This is a genomic window from Stenotrophomonas sp. CFBP 13718, from assembly GCF_014842145.1.
In the GTDB taxonomy this organism is placed as follows: Bacteria; Pseudomonadota; Gammaproteobacteria; order Xanthomonadales; family Xanthomonadaceae; genus Stenotrophomonas.
Genome location: NZ_JACYVC010000010.1, coordinates 104,300 through 121,717, shown reverse-complemented (window position 1 = coordinate 121,717; position 17,418 = coordinate 104,300). Strand labels below are relative to the sequence as shown.

The 17,418-nt window shown below is 66.2% G+C and carries 12 protein-coding genes, 1 pseudogene and 1 riboswitch; of the genes and pseudogenes, 8 read left to right on the top strand and 5 right to left on the bottom strand.

Translation table 11 applies throughout. The features are described 5' to 3' along the window. Positions 1-57: 57 nt before the first annotated feature. Genes mtgA through IFT58_RS15165 form a run of 3 tightly spaced genes read left to right on the top strand, consistent with a single transcriptional unit; the run spans position 58 to position 2,222 of the window. Positions 58-798: a monofunctional biosynthetic peptidoglycan transglycosylase gene (gene mtgA / locus IFT58_RS15175; protein WP_192080716.1), complete on the top strand. Its 741-nt coding sequence runs from the start codon at positions 58-60 to the stop codon at positions 796-798. A gap of 13 nt (positions 799-811) precedes the next feature. After that, positions 812-1,831 (top strand): glycosyltransferase family 2 protein, encoded by a 1,020-nt coding sequence (locus IFT58_RS15170; RefSeq protein ID WP_192080195.1) that lies wholly within the window; start codon positions 812-814, stop codon positions 1,829-1,831. Then, positions 1,791-2,222, top strand: coding sequence for a CBS domain-containing protein (locus IFT58_RS15165; protein WP_188324672.1), 432 nt, complete (start codon positions 1,791-1,793; stop codon positions 2,220-2,222). The genes IFT58_RS15170 and IFT58_RS15165 overlap by 41 nt, the downstream gene beginning before the upstream one ends. A 46-nt stretch (positions 2,223-2,268) precedes the next feature. Here the strand turns inward: IFT58_RS15165 and IFT58_RS15160 are convergent, their stop codons facing one another. The 4 genes and pseudogenes from IFT58_RS15160 to IFT58_RS15145 all read right to left on the bottom strand — a co-directional run. Next, a complete protein-coding gene (locus IFT58_RS15160; RefSeq protein ID WP_249405728.1) occupies positions 2,269-4,161 on the bottom strand; it encodes an AsmA family protein in 1,893 nt (630 codons plus the stop codon). Between the two features lie 697 nt (positions 4,162-4,858). Then, on the bottom strand, positions 4,859-5,497 hold the full coding sequence (locus IFT58_RS15155; protein ID WP_188327334.1) for a hemolysin III family protein: 639 nt from the start codon (positions 5,495-5,497) through the stop codon (positions 4,859-4,861). An 85-nt stretch (positions 5,498-5,582) separates the two neighbouring features. Then, positions 5,583-7,184: a peptide chain release factor 3 gene (locus tag IFT58_RS15150; RefSeq protein ID WP_192095839.1), complete on the bottom strand. Its 1,602-nt coding sequence runs from the start codon at positions 7,182-7,184 to the stop codon at positions 5,583-5,585. A gap of 114 nt (positions 7,185-7,298) precedes the next feature. Continuing rightward, a pseudogene (locus IFT58_RS15145) lies at positions 7,299-7,772 on the bottom strand (M23 family metallopeptidase); the annotation flags it as partial. A 249-nt stretch (positions 7,773-8,021) separates the two neighbouring features. Then, positions 8,022-8,140: riboswitch (SAM riboswitch) on the top strand. Between the two features lie 66 nt (positions 8,141-8,206). On the opposite strand from IFT58_RS15145, the gene IFT58_RS15140 reads away from it, so the two are divergent. Genes IFT58_RS15140 through IFT58_RS15125 form a run of 4 tightly spaced genes read left to right on the top strand, consistent with a single transcriptional unit; the run spans position 8,207 to position 12,347 of the window. Beyond that, on the top strand, positions 8,207-9,262 hold the full coding sequence (locus IFT58_RS15140) for a homoserine O-succinyltransferase (RefSeq protein WP_342029572.1): 1,056 nt from the start codon (positions 8,207-8,209) through the stop codon (positions 9,260-9,262). Continuing rightward, a complete protein-coding gene (locus IFT58_RS15135) occupies positions 9,259-10,497 on the top strand; it encodes an O-succinylhomoserine (thiol)-lyase (protein WP_192095833.1) in 1,239 nt (412 codons plus the stop codon). The genes IFT58_RS15140 and IFT58_RS15135 overlap by 4 nt, the downstream gene beginning before the upstream one ends. After that, positions 10,494-11,582, top strand: coding sequence for a homoserine dehydrogenase (locus tag IFT58_RS15130; RefSeq protein WP_192095831.1), 1,089 nt, complete (start codon positions 10,494-10,496; stop codon positions 11,580-11,582). Before IFT58_RS15135 ends, IFT58_RS15130 begins: the two co-directional genes overlap by 4 nt. Before the next feature lie 51 nt (positions 11,583-11,633). Continuing rightward, complete coding sequence (locus IFT58_RS15125) at positions 11,634-12,347, top strand: response regulator transcription factor (RefSeq protein WP_342029571.1); 714 nt, start codon at positions 11,634-11,636, stop codon at positions 12,345-12,347. On the opposite strand, the gene IFT58_RS15120 is transcribed toward IFT58_RS15125, so the two are convergent. Next, a complete protein-coding gene (locus IFT58_RS15120; RefSeq protein ID WP_192095829.1) occupies positions 12,344-13,552 on the bottom strand; it encodes a HAMP domain-containing sensor histidine kinase in 1,209 nt (402 codons plus the stop codon). The genes IFT58_RS15125 and IFT58_RS15120 overlap by 4 nt on opposite strands. A gap of 338 nt (positions 13,553-13,890) precedes the next feature. On the opposite strand from IFT58_RS15120, the gene IFT58_RS15115 reads away from it, so the two are divergent. Beyond that, positions 13,891-17,358: an ESPR-type extended signal peptide-containing protein gene (locus IFT58_RS15115; RefSeq protein WP_192095827.1), complete on the top strand. Its 3,468-nt coding sequence runs from the start codon at positions 13,891-13,893 to the stop codon at positions 17,356-17,358. Positions 17,359-17,418: the final 60 nt, after the last annotated feature.

Sequence of the window (17,418 nt, the reverse complement as noted above, 5' to 3'; positions counted from 1 at the left end):
AAGGTGAGGTTGCCGGATAATGCGCCGACAACCGATGAAGAAATGAGTGAGCCATCAATGGGGTCAGGGGACGACAACCTCAAGGCAGTGCAGGCCGCCGGTACCTCCCGCTGGCGCTGGCGGCGTCTGCTGTGGCTGCCGGTCGTGCTGGCCGCGTTCAGTGTGCTGCAGGTGCTGGTGCTGCGCTTCGTGGACCCTCCCGTGTCTACGGTGATGCTGTGGCGCTATGGCGAGGCGGTGGGGCAGGGCGATCGTGCTTACCGCCTGCACTATGAATGGCGCGATCTGCAGAAGATGGCACCCAGCCTGCCGATCTCGCTGGTGGCTGCGGAAGATCAGCGCTTTCCGCAGCACAATGGGTTTGATCTGCAGGCCATCGAGAAAGCCCGCGATCACAATGCGCGGGGTGGACGCGTGCGCGGGGCCAGCACGATCAGCCAGCAGGTGGCCAAGAACCTGTTCCTGTGGCAGGGCCGCAGCTGGCTGCGGAAAGGGCTGGAGGTCTGGTACACGCTGTTGATAGAGACCTTCTGGCCCAAGCAGCGCATCCTGGAGATGTACGCCAACATCGCCGAGTTCGGTGACGGTATCTATGGTGCCCAGGCCGCGTCACGGCAGTTCTGGAACAAGGATGCGTCGCGTCTGACCCCTGCGGAAAGCGCTCGGTTGGCCGCCGTGCTGCCGGCACCCCGGCGTTACGACGCTGCGCAGCCGGGCCCTTACGTGCAGCGGCGCGCCACGTGGATCCAACGGCAGGCGCGGCAGCTGGGTGGCGGCGCGTACCTGCAGGATGACTGAGTACAATCCGACGATGAACCCAGAACCGTTGACCGTCGTCGTCGCTGCCTTCAATGAGGAGGCCGCACTGCCGCAGCTGCACGCGCGCGTATCGGCGGTGTTCGCCGACATGCCGGATGTGACCGGCCGCATTCTGTATGTCGACGACGGCAGCAGCGACGCGACCTGGGCGTGCATTGAAACGCTGGCCCGCCAGGACCCCCGCGTGTCGGCATTGCGTCTGTCGCGCAACTTCGGCAAGGAGGCCGCGCTGACCGCTGGGCTGGACCAGGTGTGCGTCGGCGCCGCCATGATCCTGGATGCGGACTGCCAGGACCCGCCCGAATTGATTCCTGCCTTCGTGGCACGTTGGCGCGAAGGCTATGACAACGTATACGGGACACGCCTGGCGCGCGAGGGCGAGAGCTGGACCAAGCGAGCCACTGCCGGCATGTTCTATCGCGTCATCGGCCGCATGTCGCCGACGCCGATTCCCGCCGATACCGGGGATTTCCGCTTGTTGTCGCCTCGCGCGCTGCAGGCGCTGCGGGAACTGCGCGAGCGCCATCGCTTCATGAAAGGGCTCTTCAGCTGGGTAGGCTACAACCGTATCGCGGTGCCCTATCACCGGCATGCGCGGGTGGCCGGCACCAGCAAGTTCAGCCTCTGGCGCCTGTGGAACTTCGCGCTGGAAGGCATCACCAGTTTCACCACGGTGCCGCTGCGGGCGGCGACGTATCTGGGGATGCTGACCGCGGCCGGTGCCTTCCTGTTCGCCGTGGGCGTGGTGGTGAAAGCGGCGTTGTACGGCGACCGTGTCGCCGGCTGGCCGACGATGATGGCGGTCATCCTGTTCCTTGGCGGGGTCCAGCTGATCGCGCTCGGACTGATCGGGGAATACCTGGGGCGGCTGTACGAAGAGTCCAAGCAGCGGCCGCTGTACCTGCTTGACACCTGCATAGGCCCGTCCGTGGCAGACTCGAACCTGCAACCCACCCTCGGAGGGCAGGCAGATGACCACGGTTCGGCAGGTATTGGACGGCAAGTCTCCTGAAGTGCACGCCGTCGCGCCACAGGCGGCGGTATTCGATGCGATCCAGTTGATGGCGGAAAAGGGCGTTGGCGCGGTCCTGGTGATGGAGGGGCCGCAGCTGGCGGGCATCCTCTCCGAGCGCGATTACGCGCGCAAGATCGTGCTGCGTGACCGCTCCTCGCGGGACACACGCGTGGCGGACATCATGACCTCGCAGGTGGTGACGGTATCGCCCGATTCGCAGGTCGCGCACTGCCTGCAACTGGTGACCGACCATCGCATCCGCCATCTACCGGTGGTGGAGGAAGGCCGCGTACTGGGCGTAATCTCCATCGGCGATCTGGTCAAGGCGGTGATTGACGCGCAGGCGCGGGAGCTGGAGCAGTTGCAGCAGTACATCGTCGCCGGCTGACCGACGACGGGGCGGGGGCGACCAGCGGCCGCCCTGCCCGTATCCCTCAGCGGGCGTACTTCCCGCCGCAGTCACTGTCCTTGCCCGGACCGGGCTCGAACGTGGCCAGCAACGCGGCCGGCGGTGCGATGCTGCCCAGCGCCAGGGCGATCGCACCGCGCAGGCCCAGTGCCTTGAAATCGGGACGGAACGACGGGTCCTTGAACGTGCCGTCGATGCGTAGTGGCGAACGCAGCGCCAGGATGCTGATGTCCTTCGGACGCGGTTTCAGCAGCAGGTCCATCTGCTCGTTCTTCAGGTTGATGCTGCCTTCGCCGACGATCAGCGTATCGGTGGTGTCTACCGCCAGGGCACGGCTGTCCATGCGCCCATCCTTCACGCCGAAGTCGGCGAAGGCACAGCGCAGCGGGATCTGTCGGTCGCCGGTGAACAGGAATTTCAACGATTCGGCGACGTCCAGGCCGGCCAGTTCCATGATCAGGTTGCCGACGTGGCCCTTGCCCATGCCGATGGCAACGGTGCCGTCGCTGCTGCCCAGCATGGCGGCGATTGAATTGCCGTTGCCGCTCAGGTCGATCTCACCGCCGATGCCGCCCGAGGCCTGCTCGGCCAGCTTCGCATCCGGGAACAACTGGCCGAGCTGCACCCGACGCACGCTGGCTTTCAACGACGTGGCGATCTGGGGCCGACGCGCATCCATCCGGATCGTGCTGCGGATGTCGCCGCCTGCCACGCCGAAGTTGAGCGGATCCAAGCGCAACAGGCCATCGACGAGCTTCAGGTGGGCATCCATGTCATCCAGCGGCAGGCTGGGGGCATTGATGCGCTGCGCCTTCAACCGAACGTCGGCATCCATCGCGCGCAGTTTGCCGAGGTCATACGGCGTGTCGGGCAGGATCGTCGGCTTGGCAGCCAAGCGCGCGGCCTCCGCTTTCTGCTCGGCATTCGCGGTTTCGTCGCCACCGGTCTTCGGCGGCGCACCGATGAAGCCGGCGAGGTCATCGAAATCCAGGCGTTTGGAGACCAGGTTGGCGGTCAGTCGCGGGCGCTCGCCGCCAACCTCCACCTTTACATCACCGCCGAGATCACTGTCGCCGACACGGCCGTTGAACTTCTGGTACTGCCAGACCTGGTGGTCGCGCGTCAGCTGCCCGTCCAGGCGATAGGGCGGAGTAGAGGGCAAGGCGATGCCGACCAGCGGATACAGGTCTTCCAGGTCCTGGCCGCTGAGGCGGAACTGCAGGCTGAAGGTCTGGAACTGGAACGGATTGATCAGCGTGCCGCTGGCCACCGCATGCGTGCCACCGGCTCGCCCATCCAGATGGATGCGGAAGGGATGGCCGCTGTTGGTCAGCTCGAGCGGTGATTCCGTATTGCCGTTGAGGGTGAAGGCATTGCCCTGCCATGAGCCCTTGCCGCCGACCAGCAACGGCGGTGCGGCATCGGCCTGCTTCGGCTTGCCACTGCGGACCGCCACCTGGATGTCGGTACGGCCCCGCTCATCAAGAAACTGCAATCGGCCGTCATCGATGTACAGCCGCTGCAGTTGCAACGGCTCGCCGCCACTGCTTTCGCCCATGAAATCCCAGTTGCCCGCCTGGTCCGCGCGCGGCGCGGTCTGCAACAACGCGTCCGGACGGGTAAGACGTACTTCCGGCAGTTGTACGCTGCCGCGCAGCAGCGGCCAGACGCGCACGTCGATTTCCACGCGGTCGGCGCTGACCATCTGCGGCCGCTTGGCCCACTCTGCGTTGGCAAAGGTGACGGAATCACCGCGGATGGTGGTCACGCGGCCAAGGTCGACATCCAGGTTGCCGATATGCAGCGCGCGCCCCGTTTTTGCCTGCACGGCACGCTCCACCGGGCCCTTGAACCAGTTCCAGTCCCACAGCGCAATCAGCAGCAGGACGGCGGCGATCAGGAACACCAGCACCGCCAGCCAGCGCTGACCCCGCTTGCCGGGACGACGGAAACGCCGGCGAACCGGGCGGCTGGTTTCAGGGGGCAGGGTGGCATTCACATCCGCATGGTTGCCCGTTCATCGTGCACATAGCGCGAATGGGGCATTCGGATTACGTGCAGGTGCGGGTTGTCGAACGGGTGAGCCCCCCTCGCGGTGGGCTTTGAGAGCAGGCTACGAGCGTGGGGCCGGGCGGTGGGGCGGGACGGGGGACGGCAAGAGCCGCATCCATGCAGGCCTCGTTTCGTGCCATCCATGGCACTCAACGCCCCCGCCCAGCCCCCCCGCCCGCCCCCTGACAGGTTCCGTGGCCGCCAGCCGCGTAGTAAAGAAGAGAAAATCCGTAGCGCCGACCCATGGTCGGCGAGCGCAGCGGGCCGTTGGCGGAAACCATCCGACCCCATTAACCAAAGAATCCGCCGACCATGGGTCGGTGCTACCAACGCAGCACCGTGGATCTGTCGAAGGTGGGGCGGGGTGGGTTGGCGGGGGTGTTGAGCGCCATGGATGGCGCGAAACAAGGCACGCAGGAGCGGCTTTTGCCGTCCCCCGCCAACCCACCCCGCCCCGCCAGCACACGTCCCCGCAGCCGTTGAAGTTGTTATTGCTGTTGCTGTTGCTGTTGCTGTTGCTGTTGCTGTTGCTGGTGCTTAAAAGCCAAGCGCAGCGCAGAAAATCACAGCACCTGCGCGGTGACGGCGACGAAGTGGCAGACGCTGCCGCCGATCACGAACAGATGCCAGATCGCATGCGAGTAGCGGATCGATTCACGATGATAGAAGTACGTACCCAAGGTGTAAGACAGGCCGCCCGCCAGCAGCCAGCCCAGCGTCCACATGTCGATCGCCGCCAGCATCGGCTTGATCGCCACGACGATCAGCCAGCCCATCGCGATGTAGATGCCGGTGGACAAGGCCTTGAACCGACCGGTGAAGAACAGCTTGAACACCACCCCGGCGAACGCGAGGATCCAGATCGCCGTGAACATGCCCCAGCCCCACGGACCGCGTAGACCGATCAGCATGAAGGGCGTATAGGTGCCGGCAATCAGCAGGTAGATCGCGCAGTGGTCGAATACTTTCAACCGTCCTTTCGCCACCGGGTGCTGGATCGCGTGATACAGCGTCGAGGCCGTGTACAGCAGCAACAGCGCCACGCCGAACACGATCGAGCTGAACAACTGCCAGCCGTCGCCATGGATGGCAGCCAGGGTGATCAACACGGCGCTGCCAGCCAACGCCGCTACCGCGCCCAGTCCGTGGGTCAGTGCGCTCGCGATTTCCTCGCGGATTGATTCAACAGAGGTCATGGACAGTGAGAGGGGTCGCAGGGAGGGGGTCCTGCATCCCCCCTATCATCGCCGCGATGGCCGGTGCGTGCACGCCCGGCCAGACGCGGGTTCAGGACGTAGCGGTATACGCTGCTTCGCGGGTAGCGGAGAAGCGCACGTCCGGCGCACGTTCCTGCGCCAGCTGCAGGTTGACGCGGGTCGGGGCCAGATACACCAGCTGACCGGCCGCATCCACCGCCAGATTCAGCGCGTTCTTCTCGCGGAACTCTTCCAGCTTCTTTTCGTTGCTGCAGGTGACCCAGCGCGCGGTGACCACACCGACCGGTTCGAAGGCCGCTTCCACGCCGTATTCGTCCTTGAGGCGATACGCCGCCACGTCGAACTGCAGCACGCCCACCGCACCCAGGATCAGGTCGTTGCTCATCAGCGGACGGAAGAACTGGGTGGCGCCTTCTTCGGACAGCTGCGCCAGACCCTTCTGCAGCTGCTTGAGCTTCAGCGGATCGCGCAGGCGGGCCCGGCGGAACAATTCCGGAGCGAAGTTGGGGATGCCGGTGAAGGTGATCGCCTCGCCCTCGGTGAACGTGTCACCGATGGAGATGGTGCCGTGGTTGTGGATGCCGATCACATCGCCCGGCCACGCCTCGGCGGCGATCTCGCGGTCGCTGGCCATGAAGGTCAGCGCGTTGGCCAGCTTCATGTCCTTGCCCGTGCGCACATGCAGGGTTTTCATGCCAGCGGCGAAACGGCCCGAACATACGCGCATGAAGGCCACGCGGTCGCGGTGCTGCGGGTCCATGTTGGCCTGGATCTTGAACACGAAGCCGGTGAGCTTGTTTTCCTGCGGCGCGACGTCCCGGCCGGTGCTGGCGCGCGCCTGCGGCGACGGCGCGTGTTCGACGAAGAAATCCAGCAGCGGCTGCACGCCGAAGTTGTTCACGCCCGAGCCGAAGAACACCGGCGTCTGCTTGCCGGCGCGGTAAGCATCCAGGTCGAACGGATGGCTGGCGCCCTGTACGAGTTCCAGTTCATCGCGCAGTTCGGCCAGCATCGGCGCGCCGATCTTCTCGGCCAGTCCCGGTGCGTCGATGGAGGGGAAGATGGTCGAGTCCTGGCGGGTGAAGTTGCGCCCCTGCTCGTACAGATGTACTTCGCCGCTGATCAGGTGCACGACGCCCTTCAGGCGCTGGCCCATGCCGATCGGCCAGGTCACCGGCGCACACTGGATGCCCAGCACGCTTTCGACTTCGTCCAGCAGGTCGATCGGTTCCTTGCCTTCGCGGTCCAGCTTGTTGATGAAGGTCATGATCGGCGTGTCGCGAAGCCGGCAGACCTCCATCAGCTTGATGGTGCGCTCTTCCACGCCCTTGGCGACGTCGATCACCATCAGCGCCGAATCGACCGCGGTCAGCACGCGATAGGTGTCCTCGCCGAAGTCGGCATGGCCCGGCGTGTCGAGCAGGTTGACGATCTTGCCTTCGTAGGGGAACTGCATCACCGACGAGGTGACCGAGATACCGCGCTCCTTTTCCAGCGCCATCCAGTCGGACGTCGCATGGCGCGCGGCCTTGCGGCCCTTGACCGAGCCGGCCATCTGGATCGCGCCGCCGAACAGCAACAGCTTTTCGGTCAGCGTGGTCTTGCCCGCATCGGGGTGGGAAATGATGGCGAAGGTGCGGCGGCGCGCGGCTTCAGTGGCGACATCGGACATGGCAGGGGGCGCCCGCCCGGGGCGCAGATCAATGAAGTAAGCCGATGATTATCGCCGAAAAAGGGGACGGAGGGGATTAAGACGCATCTGGCCATGTCGGAGGCCAGATGCGTCTTAATCCCCTCCGTCCCCTTTTGGGAAGTGGAGTTCGCCGCGGGGGGTGACGATGCGCACTGGGATGGAGTGCAGTTGGGTGCCCTGCTGTAGCTGGACGGCAAAGTGAAGGTGCGGAGCGGTGCTGTAGCCGGTGTTGCCGGACAGGGCGATGCGCTGGCCGGCGTCCACGTACTGGCCCTCGCGCACCGTGACACCGTCCTGCAGCAGGTGGGCGTACACGGCCATGCTGCCGTCGTCGTGGGTGATGCGGACATAGTTCGCCCGTTCGCGGTCGCGCGGTGCAAGTCCGTTGCCGCTGAAGCCTGACTGCACGCGGGTGACGCGTCCGGCGCGGGCAGCAAGCACCGGCGTGCCTTCGGGCAGGGTGAAATCCACGGCGTAGCGGTTCTCCGCATCGCGGTGGCTGAACCGGCCCTCGGGCGCCTGACCGACACTGAAGCGTCGTTCATCGAACGGAAGCTGGTAAGCGACGGGTGCGTCGTGCCCGCCAGCCGTCAGTCCCCAGCCACTGCGCCAGTCAGAGGCAGGGCTGGACAGGGCCAACAATGGCAGCAGGACGGGGCAGAGCAGCAGGCGACGCATGAAGCGGCCGGGAAAGGGTGAGGTCGGACTCTAGCAGGCCGCACCGTGCCGAACGGACCCAGGGCTGCAGCGCTCGTCGTCCATCTCTTCATCCGCATGAAGGGATTGACAGGTCGAAAATCTGCTGGCATCGTGGCTCCACCATCGAGACCGGCAGAGGGACAGGCCCTTTGAAGCCGGGGCAGCCCGCAGGCGCGCAAGCGTCGGCGTAGGTGCCAAATCCTGCGGGGACTGTCGTGTCTACCGGAAGATGGTTCGAGCGTGCACCCGTGGGTGCCGCTTGGACGCGAGCCCTGCGAAGGCTCGATGGCCACTCCTCGGGAATGTTTCCCTTATTGGATACCGCCATGAGCTTCGCCCCCGCCACTGCCCCCCGTTCCGAATCCTTTGTCCCCGTCAGCGTGCCGGTCGAAGACCGCGTGCATGCCGTGCGCGGCGAGTTCGCCGCGGTGCTGGACATGCGCCACGCGGGACCACGCGCCATCCGCCTGCGCTATGAATGTGTCGGCCCCGCCGATGCGCCCGTCGTGGTGCTGGCCGGCGGCATCTCCGCCAACCGCCATGTCGCGGCCAATGCGCAGTTCAGCGAAAAAGGCTGGGCCGAGGGACTGGTCGGCTCGGGCCGCACGCTGGATCCGCAGGTGCTGCGCATTCTGGCGTTCGACTTCATCGGCGCCGACGGCGCGTTGGACGTACCGATCGACACCGCCGACCAGGCCGACGCGCTGGCGATCCTGCTGGATCACCTGGCCATCGCGCAGCTGCAGGCCTTTGTCGGCTATTCCTACGGCGCATTGGTGGCGCAGCAGTTCGGTCTGCGCCACCGCCGACGCGTGCAGCGTCTGGTCGTGGTCAGCGGCGCGCATCGGGCACATCCTTACGCTGCCGCCTGGCGCGCTCTGCAGCGCCGTGCCGTCGCGCTGGGCCAGCTGCAGTGCAGCGACGAGAACGGCCTCGCACTCGCCCGCCAGTTCGCCATGCTGAGCTACCGCACGCCGGAAGAGTTCAGTGAACGCTTCGATGCGGCCCCGGAAGTCATCAATGGGCGCGTGCGTGTCGCTGCCGAAGATTATCTGGATGCGGCTGCCGCGCAGTACGTCGCGCGCACACCGGTCATCGCGTGGCTGCGCCTGTCTGAATCCATCGACCTGCATCGCATCGATCCGGCGCAGCTGTTGCTGCCGACCGTGGTCGTCGCCGTGGAAGGTGATCGGCTGGTACCGCTGGCCGATCTTGTCAGCCTGGTTGAAGGCCTGGGTCCGCGCGGCAGTCTGCGCGTGCTGCGCTCGCCTTACGGCCACGACGCCTTCCTCAAAGAAACCGATCGCATCGACGCGATCCTCGCCAACGCCATCCGCATCCCGGGAGAAACCGCATGAGCCGCTCCGATAACGCTGCACTGCCCTGTAGTCGCACCACGGCCGCCGTCCGCGCCGGCATTGACCGCGATACGGCACACGGTGCGGTGACACCGCCGATCGTGCTGTCCTCGAACTTCAGCTTCGATGGCTTCAACAACAAGCGGCAATACGACTACACGCGCAGTGGCAACCCGACCCGCGACCTGCTGGGCGAGGCACTGGCCGAACTCGAAGGCGGTGCGGGTGGCGTGGTGACGGCGACCGGCATGGGCGCGATCAACCTGGTCCTGCAGGCACTGCTGGGACCGGACGACACGCTGGTGGTGCCGCATGACGCGTACGGCGGCAGCTGGCGCCTGTTCAACGCGTTGGCCGGCAAAGGCCAGTTCAAGCTGGTCACTGCCGACCTGACCGACCCGCGCTCGCTGGCACAGGCCCTGGCCACCTCGCCGAAACTGGTGCTGGTGGAAACGCCGTCCAACCCGCTGCTGCGCATCACCGACCTGCGCTTCGTGATCGATGCCGCGCACAAAGCCGGCGCGCGGGTCGTGGTCGACAACACGTTCCTGTCGCCGGCGCTGCAGCAGCCACTGGCGTTTGGTGCTGACCTGGTGCTGCACTCGACCACCAAGTACATCAATGGTCACAGTGATGTCGTCGGTGGAGCGGTCGTGGCGCGTGATCCCGAACTGGCACAGCAGTTGACCTGGTGGGCCAACGCGCTCGGCTTGACCGGCTCGCCGTTCGACGCCTTCCTGACCCTGCGCGGGCTGCGCACGCTGGACGCGCGTCTGCGCGTGCACCAGGAGAACACGGCGGCCATCGTGTCGCTGCTGGCGGACCATCCGGCCGTGGCGCAGGTGTACTACCCCGGCCTGGCGGACCATCCCGGCCATGCGATCGCGGCGCGGCAGCAGAGTGGATTCGGCGCGATGCTGTCGTTCGAGCTGGTCCAGTGCGAAGGCGACGACCCCCATGCGGCGGTGCGCGCCTTCGTCGACGGCCTGCGGTATTTCACGCTGGCCGAGTCGCTGGGGGGCGTCGAGAGCCTGGTGGCGCATCCGGCCACCATGACGCACGCGGCAATGAGCGTCGAGGCGCGCCAGGCTGCCGGCATCAGCGAGGGACTGCTGCGCCTGTCGGTCGGCATCGAATCCGAGCGTGACCTGCTGGCCGACCTGACCTTGGCGCTGGAGCGTGCGGCGACGGTGGTCAATGCGGGCGCAGGCCGCAAACAGGCTGTCGACGCATGAATGCGCTGCTCGCCAGATCCACCCCGCCGCAGACCGCGCGCCTGGCCCTGTTGGGTACGGGCACGGTCGGTACTGCCTTCGTCACCCGCTATCAGGCGCTACGGGCCGGTGGCGCCCAGCTGCCTGCGCTGCAGTGGCTGGCCAATTCGCGCACCACGCTGGCCTGCACTGCCGATCCGGCGGAATCGCTGGAGCAGGTGCGCAGTGCGCCGCAGCGGACCGTCGGCGCATTGCCGTGGTCGCACGCCGACACGCTGCGTGCCGGTGACGTGGTGGTCGATGCCACAGCGAGCGACCTTGTGGCCGCCGAGCACGCCCCGTGGGTAGCGCGGGGGGTGCACGTGGTCACCGCCAACAAGCTGGGGCAGGGCGCGCAGCTGGAACGCGCGCAGCAGATCCATCGGGGCTGCACCGACACCGGTGCGGTCTACGGCGACAGTGCCACTGTCGGTGCCGGACTGCCGTTGCTGAGCAGCCTGCGTGCATTGGTGGAAGGAGGCGACCGCATCCATCGCATCGAAGGTGTCCTGTCCGGATCGCTGGCGTGGTTGTTCAATCGTTACGATGGCCGTCAGCCGTTTTCCGTCGCCGTGCGTGAGGCGGTGGCAGCGGGCTACACCGAGCCGGATCCCCGTGAAGATCTTTCCGGTGAGGACGTTCGCCGCAAGCTGCTGATCCTGGCGCGCGCCTGCGGCCTGGCCATGGACGCAAGCCAGGTCCAAGTGACGTCTCTGGTGCCCGCCGGCCTGGCTGCCCTGTCGTTGGCCGAGGCACTGGCGCAGTTGGAGCTGCTGGATGCAGGCATCCACGCGCGCTGGCGGCAGGCCGAGGACGCAGGCCGGCGACTGCGTTTCATCGGCTGCATCGAGCGTGGCACGGCGCATGTGGGCGTGCAGGCGCTGCCTGTTGACCATCCGCTGGCGCTCGGCGCGGGAACCGATAACCGTGTCGCGATCCACAGCGACCGCTATCGCGAACAACCCCTTCTGATCCAGGGGCCTGGCGCGGGCGCTGAGGTGACCGCCGCGGCATTGCTGGACGACGTGCTGCGCATCGCGCGGACGTCGATTGGCGTTGGCAGGTGAGGCTGATCGCTGGGCTAGGATGCAGTGCGTTGATCTGTTGAAGGGCAGCACGTGCACCCATCTGATTCTTCCGCGTTGCGGCTGATCGTTGTCGAAGATGACGGTCTTCTGCGTGAGCGCATCCTGCTGCCGGGACTGCGCGAGCACGGCTTCCAGGCCCACGGCGTCGGCACGGCGGCGGCGCTGCAGGAGGCACTGCGGGTGGCGGTTCCGGACCTCATCGTGCTGGATCCGGGTCTGCCAGACGCTGACGGCTTCGAGCTGGCGCCATCGCTGCGGTTACAGCTGCCCGGTGTCGGAATCGTCATGCTGACCGGCCGCCGCGCCTTGGCCGACCAGGTGCGTGGCCTGGTCGACGGCGCCGATGCCTATCTGGTCAAGCCGGTGAAGATCGAGTTGCTGGCGGCCACGCTGCACAGCGTGGGCCGGCGCTTGGCCGATAGCCACGCAGGTGCCGCGCAGGAGCACGCGCTGACCGGAAGATGGCAGTTGGACGCGGACGGCTGGCGCCTGCTGGCTCCCTGCGGTCGCACGATGGCGCTCACCCGCAGTGAGCGTCCGCTGTTGCACTGCCTGATCGCTCGCAGCGGTGAAGTCGTGGGCCGCGATGCACTGATCGCCCTGCTGACAGGGGATGTGCATACGTTTGATCCGCATCGGCTCGACTCGCTGATCCATCGTCTGCGGCGCAAGATAGCGGCCGCCAGCGGCCATCGCTTTCCCTTGCTTGCCGTGCACGGGCAGGGCTACGTGTTCGCGCCCTAGGCGGCAGGCAGCCGCAGTCGCACGTCGGTGCCTTCGCCCAACGCGCTGTGCACGCTGATCGTGCCCCCGTAGGCGGTCACCCGCTCCTGCACCAGCATCAGCCCAAGCCCGTTGCCGCGACCCGACGTCCGACCGCTGTAAAGGGGATCGAACAGCCGTTGTCGTTGCAGCGCGTGCATGCCGCGGCCGCTGTCGCGGACCGATATTTCCACCTGATCGCCGTGCCGGTCCAGCGCGATGCGCACATGGTCGGCCGACGCCGGTCGCAGCGCATCGCGTGCATTGATTACCAGATTCAGGATCATCAGCGCGAACTCGCTGCGGTCCATGTGCAGGCTTGCCGTACTGCTGATGTGCAGCGGACGCAGTTGGCTGCGGTTGATGAAAAGCGGCTCCAGCAGCGGCCGCAGCTGCAGCAGTGCGCAGCCTGCGTCAAACCGCTCAGGGCGCATGTCATCCAGGCGACTGACGCGCAGCAGCGCACCACTCAGATGTTCGCCGAGCTGTACCGCCTGGTTCATTCCCTGCAGGGTATTGTCCAGTTCCTCGTCCGGCGGCAGCTGCATCGAACGGCGCTGCGCCTGGTCGCAGAAGCCCTGCAAAAGCGCCAGGACGTGATTGAAATCGTGGGCGATGCCCCGGTTCAAGCGGCCCATTACCGCCAGCTTTTCGGCGCGATGCAGACGTGCCCGCAGCTGCGCACAACGTGCCACTTCCTGTTGCAGCCGAGCGGCGTCGTCGTGCTGGCGTGCCCGCTCTACGGTGTGCATCCGTAGCACGCCATCGATGCCCAGCGTCAGCAGGGTGTATCCCGCCGCCCACGGCAGCGGCGTGGTTTCTCTGTTCAGTGCCAGCAGGCAGACCAGGGCGAACCAGACGGACCAGAGCGCGGCCCTTCCTGCCGCAAGGCACGCCAGCAGCGGCAGGAAAAGCAAGGTGACAGGATGCAGCGCAGCGGTCGAAACGCCTATCCAATGCGCGGCGAACAGGCTGCTGACAAGGCTGACGACCACCAGCGTGCCCACACCCGACCGCACGCGTCCCGCCGCAACGCACGTCGCGCACAGCACGGCGGTGGTCGTTGCCAGCAAGGCCATCAACAGGTTCGGCATCCAGTGCGGGGGCAACGGGCGTACGGACAGCATCGATCCCCCATCCAGCAGCTGCACGCCTGCGTGCAGCAACAGCAGCAGCTGCAGCTGCACGAACAGCCGGCCGGAGCATGCGCTGGGTAGCGTCGCCCATGGACGCTGCGTCGTCTCGGCGGGAGAAAGGGAACGCGGTGTGTACTGACTCGTCATGACATGCGTCGTCGCGGGTGACGGTGAGAAATGGCGAGTATTTGGTGAGGTTGCGTGCGTGACAACGATTGCAGCTGAACCGTACGTTCATCCGCGCCGTCGCAGCGCGCTTTCAGTTTTCGCGCATTCAAGTTGCTGGGACGTGCACACCTTCTGCTTCTGGACCTGCGATCCAGTGCAGCGCCTTGCGCTGCCTGCCTGCGGGACGGGAGTGCCTTGCCCTTCAACTCATCAGGTGATGAATGAACAGGATTTTCAGTCGTGTGTGGAGCCGCTCGCTACAGCAACTGGTCGTGGCCTCGGAGCTGGCCTCGCCGGGCCGCGGTACAGGCCAGAGGCGACGCGTGGTGCGTTGCTTGGTGGCCGGTGCGTTGTTGGTGCCGGCGTGGGCGTCGATGGCATCGGACGCCTCAACGCTCCCCACCACGTCCACTGCCTCGGGTTATGTGGATGTCGATGGCAAGGACGATGGGAGCGACGATGCGAGCGCAAGCGGTGAGGGTGCTTTGGCAGTGGGTGTGATGGCCCAGGCGCAGGCGACCAATGCGATCGCGCTGGGTACGGGGGCAGTCGCTTCGGCGCAGTCTGCCATCGCGGTCGGCGATGGCAGCACAGCATCCGGTGCCGGTGCGGTCGCGGTGGGCTCGCAGTCGTCGTCCAGTGGGTACGCCAGCGTGGCCACTGGTGGGCTGGCCAACGCCGAGGGCAACAGTTCGGTGGCGCTGGGTACGCAGTCGCACGCGAAGGGCGCCGCCGGCATTGCCGTGGGATTGCAGTCCGCGGCAGAGGGGGATTTCTCCACCGCCATCGGCATGGACAGCCAAGCCGCCGGCAACGGGGCAGTCGCGCTGGGTACCAGCGCCAGCGCATCGGGTTTCCGTGGCGTCGCCACGGGGTACCTGGCCACCGCCAGCGGCGATGGCGCGATCGCCATCGGCGGTCAGTACGTGTGTGATCTGTGCGTGGCGGAAAACACCCAAGCGAGCGGCAGCAACAGCATGGCCGTAGGCCAGTCTGCGCGCGCGCTGGGCAGCGATGCGGTTGCCTTGGGGGCGCTGAGCGCCGCCTTCGGCGACCGTGCGGTGGGCATTGGTGCGGACAGCAGGGCCCAGGGCAACAACAGCACGGCTATCGGCCAGCAGGCCGTCACCACGGGGGCCAACAGCATCGCGCTGGGCAGCAACGCGCGTGCGATGGGTACGGAAAATCCCGCGACGTTGAGCAACAACATCGCCATCGGTGCCGACAGCCTGGCCGATTATGCCAATGCCACCGCGCTGGGTCCGCAGGCTCGGGCCACGGGCTTGTCGTCGATGGCACTGGGCTCGAACGCACAGGCGTCGGAATGGAGTGCGCTGGCGGTCGGAACTCGCGCGGCGGCGAGCGGGGCGTTTGGCGTGGCCCTGGGTGACAGCAGCCAGGCCGGCGCGTTCCAGGCCGTCGCGCTGGGTGCCGGTGCCAAGGCCACCGGCAGCGCGGCAATGGCATTGGGCGGTTCCAGCGTGTCCGATGGCCTGGGCAGTGTTGCCGTGGGCAAGCTGTCTTACACGCATGGGGAATACGCGACCGGAATAGGCACCATGGCGATTGCGTATGCAGATCGCAGTGTCGCCATCGGCAACGCCTGGACCCAGGAGCAGGCCACCGGCAGCGTGGCCCTCGGCTACGGATCGCTGGCGACGCGGCCCAATGCGGTATCGGTAGGCGCATCGCAGGAGTGGTTTGACATCCTGGGCGACGCCCACGGGGTGATGCAGCGGCAGATCACCGATGTGGCGGCCGGTACGGAAGACTACGATGCAGTAAACGTGGCCCAGCTGAAGGCAGTGGAAGCAAAGGCGGGAACCACGCGATTCCTGGCGGTGGATTCGGCAGTTGATGGCAGTGAGGATCCGCTGGCCAGCGGTGACGGCGCTACTGCGGTGGGGCCGCAGGCTGTCGCGGACGGGCAAGGTGCGGTCGCAGTGGGTCAGCAGAGCAACGCGCTGGGAACCGGTGCGCTGTCAATGGGATCACAAGCATTGGCTTACGGCGACGGGGCGATTGGCATAGGAAGCAGCGCGTCGAGCATTGGCCATGATGCGTTGGCCATCGGCAGCGGGGCCGCGGGGACCGCCGAATCCAGCACCGCCGTTGGCGGTACGTTCCGGGGGTCGATCAACGACGGACCCGTTGACCTCAACACGGTGGCCAGCGGTCCCTTTTCTTCAGCATTCGGTGCGGGCGCGCAGGCAACGGCCCGTGCCGGCGTCGCAATCGGTGCAGCATCCTCGGCCTCCGGTGGTCAGAGCACGGCGCTGGGCTTCAATGCGCACGCCGAGGGTGACACCGCTCTGGCTTTCGGCGCCCACTCCAATGCAAGTGGCAGCGGTGGTGCGGCAATCGGATACGGCGCCGTAGCCAGGGGTGTTTCTTCACAGGCAGTAGGCCGCTTCAGTGAAGCAAGCGCGTTGTATTCCTCAGCATTGGGTGTCTTCAGCACGGCCTCGGGCATTTCGTCCATCGCCATCGGGCCAATGTCCGAAGCATCCGGCAGCGGCAGCATTGCATTGGGTGAACTTGCTTCAAGCAGTGCCTCCAACACCATTGCGATAGGACCCGGTGCAAACGCCTCGAATGGGGAGTCGGTTGCCTTGGGTAATTCTGCCCAGGCCAGTGCTTACCGTTCGGTCGCACTCGGTGCGGGTAGCAGGGCCGATCGGGAAAACACAGTATCGGTAGGCAGTGCAGGCGCCGAACGACAGATCACCAACGTTGCCGACGGGACCGAGGCGACCGATGCGGTCAACAAGCGTCAGCTCGATTCAGCCATGGCCGATGTCGGCGAGGTCACCGCCACGGCAGTGCGCTACGACGATGAAGACAAGGCGCGCATCGGCTTGGGCGGCGAGCAGGGCACCACCATCAGCAACCTCAAGGCGGGTATCGCTGACCGGGACGCCGTCAATGTCTCGCAGTTGCAAGGTGTTGCGCGTGCGTTGGGCGGTGGCGCGCAACTTGGCACCGACGGCATGCTGGTGAGGCCGGTTTATACGATAGGCGGGGCGGGTTACGACAATGTCGGAGGGGCCTTTGGAGCACTCGACAACGCACTGGGCAAGCTGGACACTCGAGTGGGCGCGCTTGAAACCGGCGTTACGCCTCCTCCCGTCGGTGGCGGTGGCGGCGGTGTCGATCCGGATAACGGCTTGATCGCTGCTGGCAGTGCGCCAGATTCGGTGGCCATCGGTAAGGGTTCCGTCGCCGATGAGACCGGAACGGTGTCGGTGGGCACCGACGCTCAGCCACGTCGCGTCACTCACGTAGGTACGGGCACGGCAGACACCGATGCGGCCAATGTCGGTCAGGTCAATGCAGGCGACGCACAGACCCTGGCATCGGCCCGCAGTTACACGGACTCGCGTTACAAGGAGTTGGACGACCGCTTCCTCGATCTGTCACAGGGTGTGGATCAGCGTCTGCGCCAGCAGGATCGTCGGATCGACCGTCAAGGCGCGATGAGCACCGCGATGATGAACATGGCGATCAACGCCTCGGGCAGTCGTAGCCCCCGTGGACGCGTGGCGGTGGGCGCCGGTTGGCAGAACGGGCAGCAAGCCCTTTCCGTTGGCTACGGCAAGCAGGTAGGGGAACGGGCCAGCATCAGCCTCGGCGGCGCGTTCAGTGGCAGTGACCGCTCTGCCGGTGTGGGTTTCGGCATCGACCTGTGATCTCTGGGCCGCTCTGCAAGGGCGGCCTTCACTCAAGCAGGCGATTCAGTGGCCTGTTAC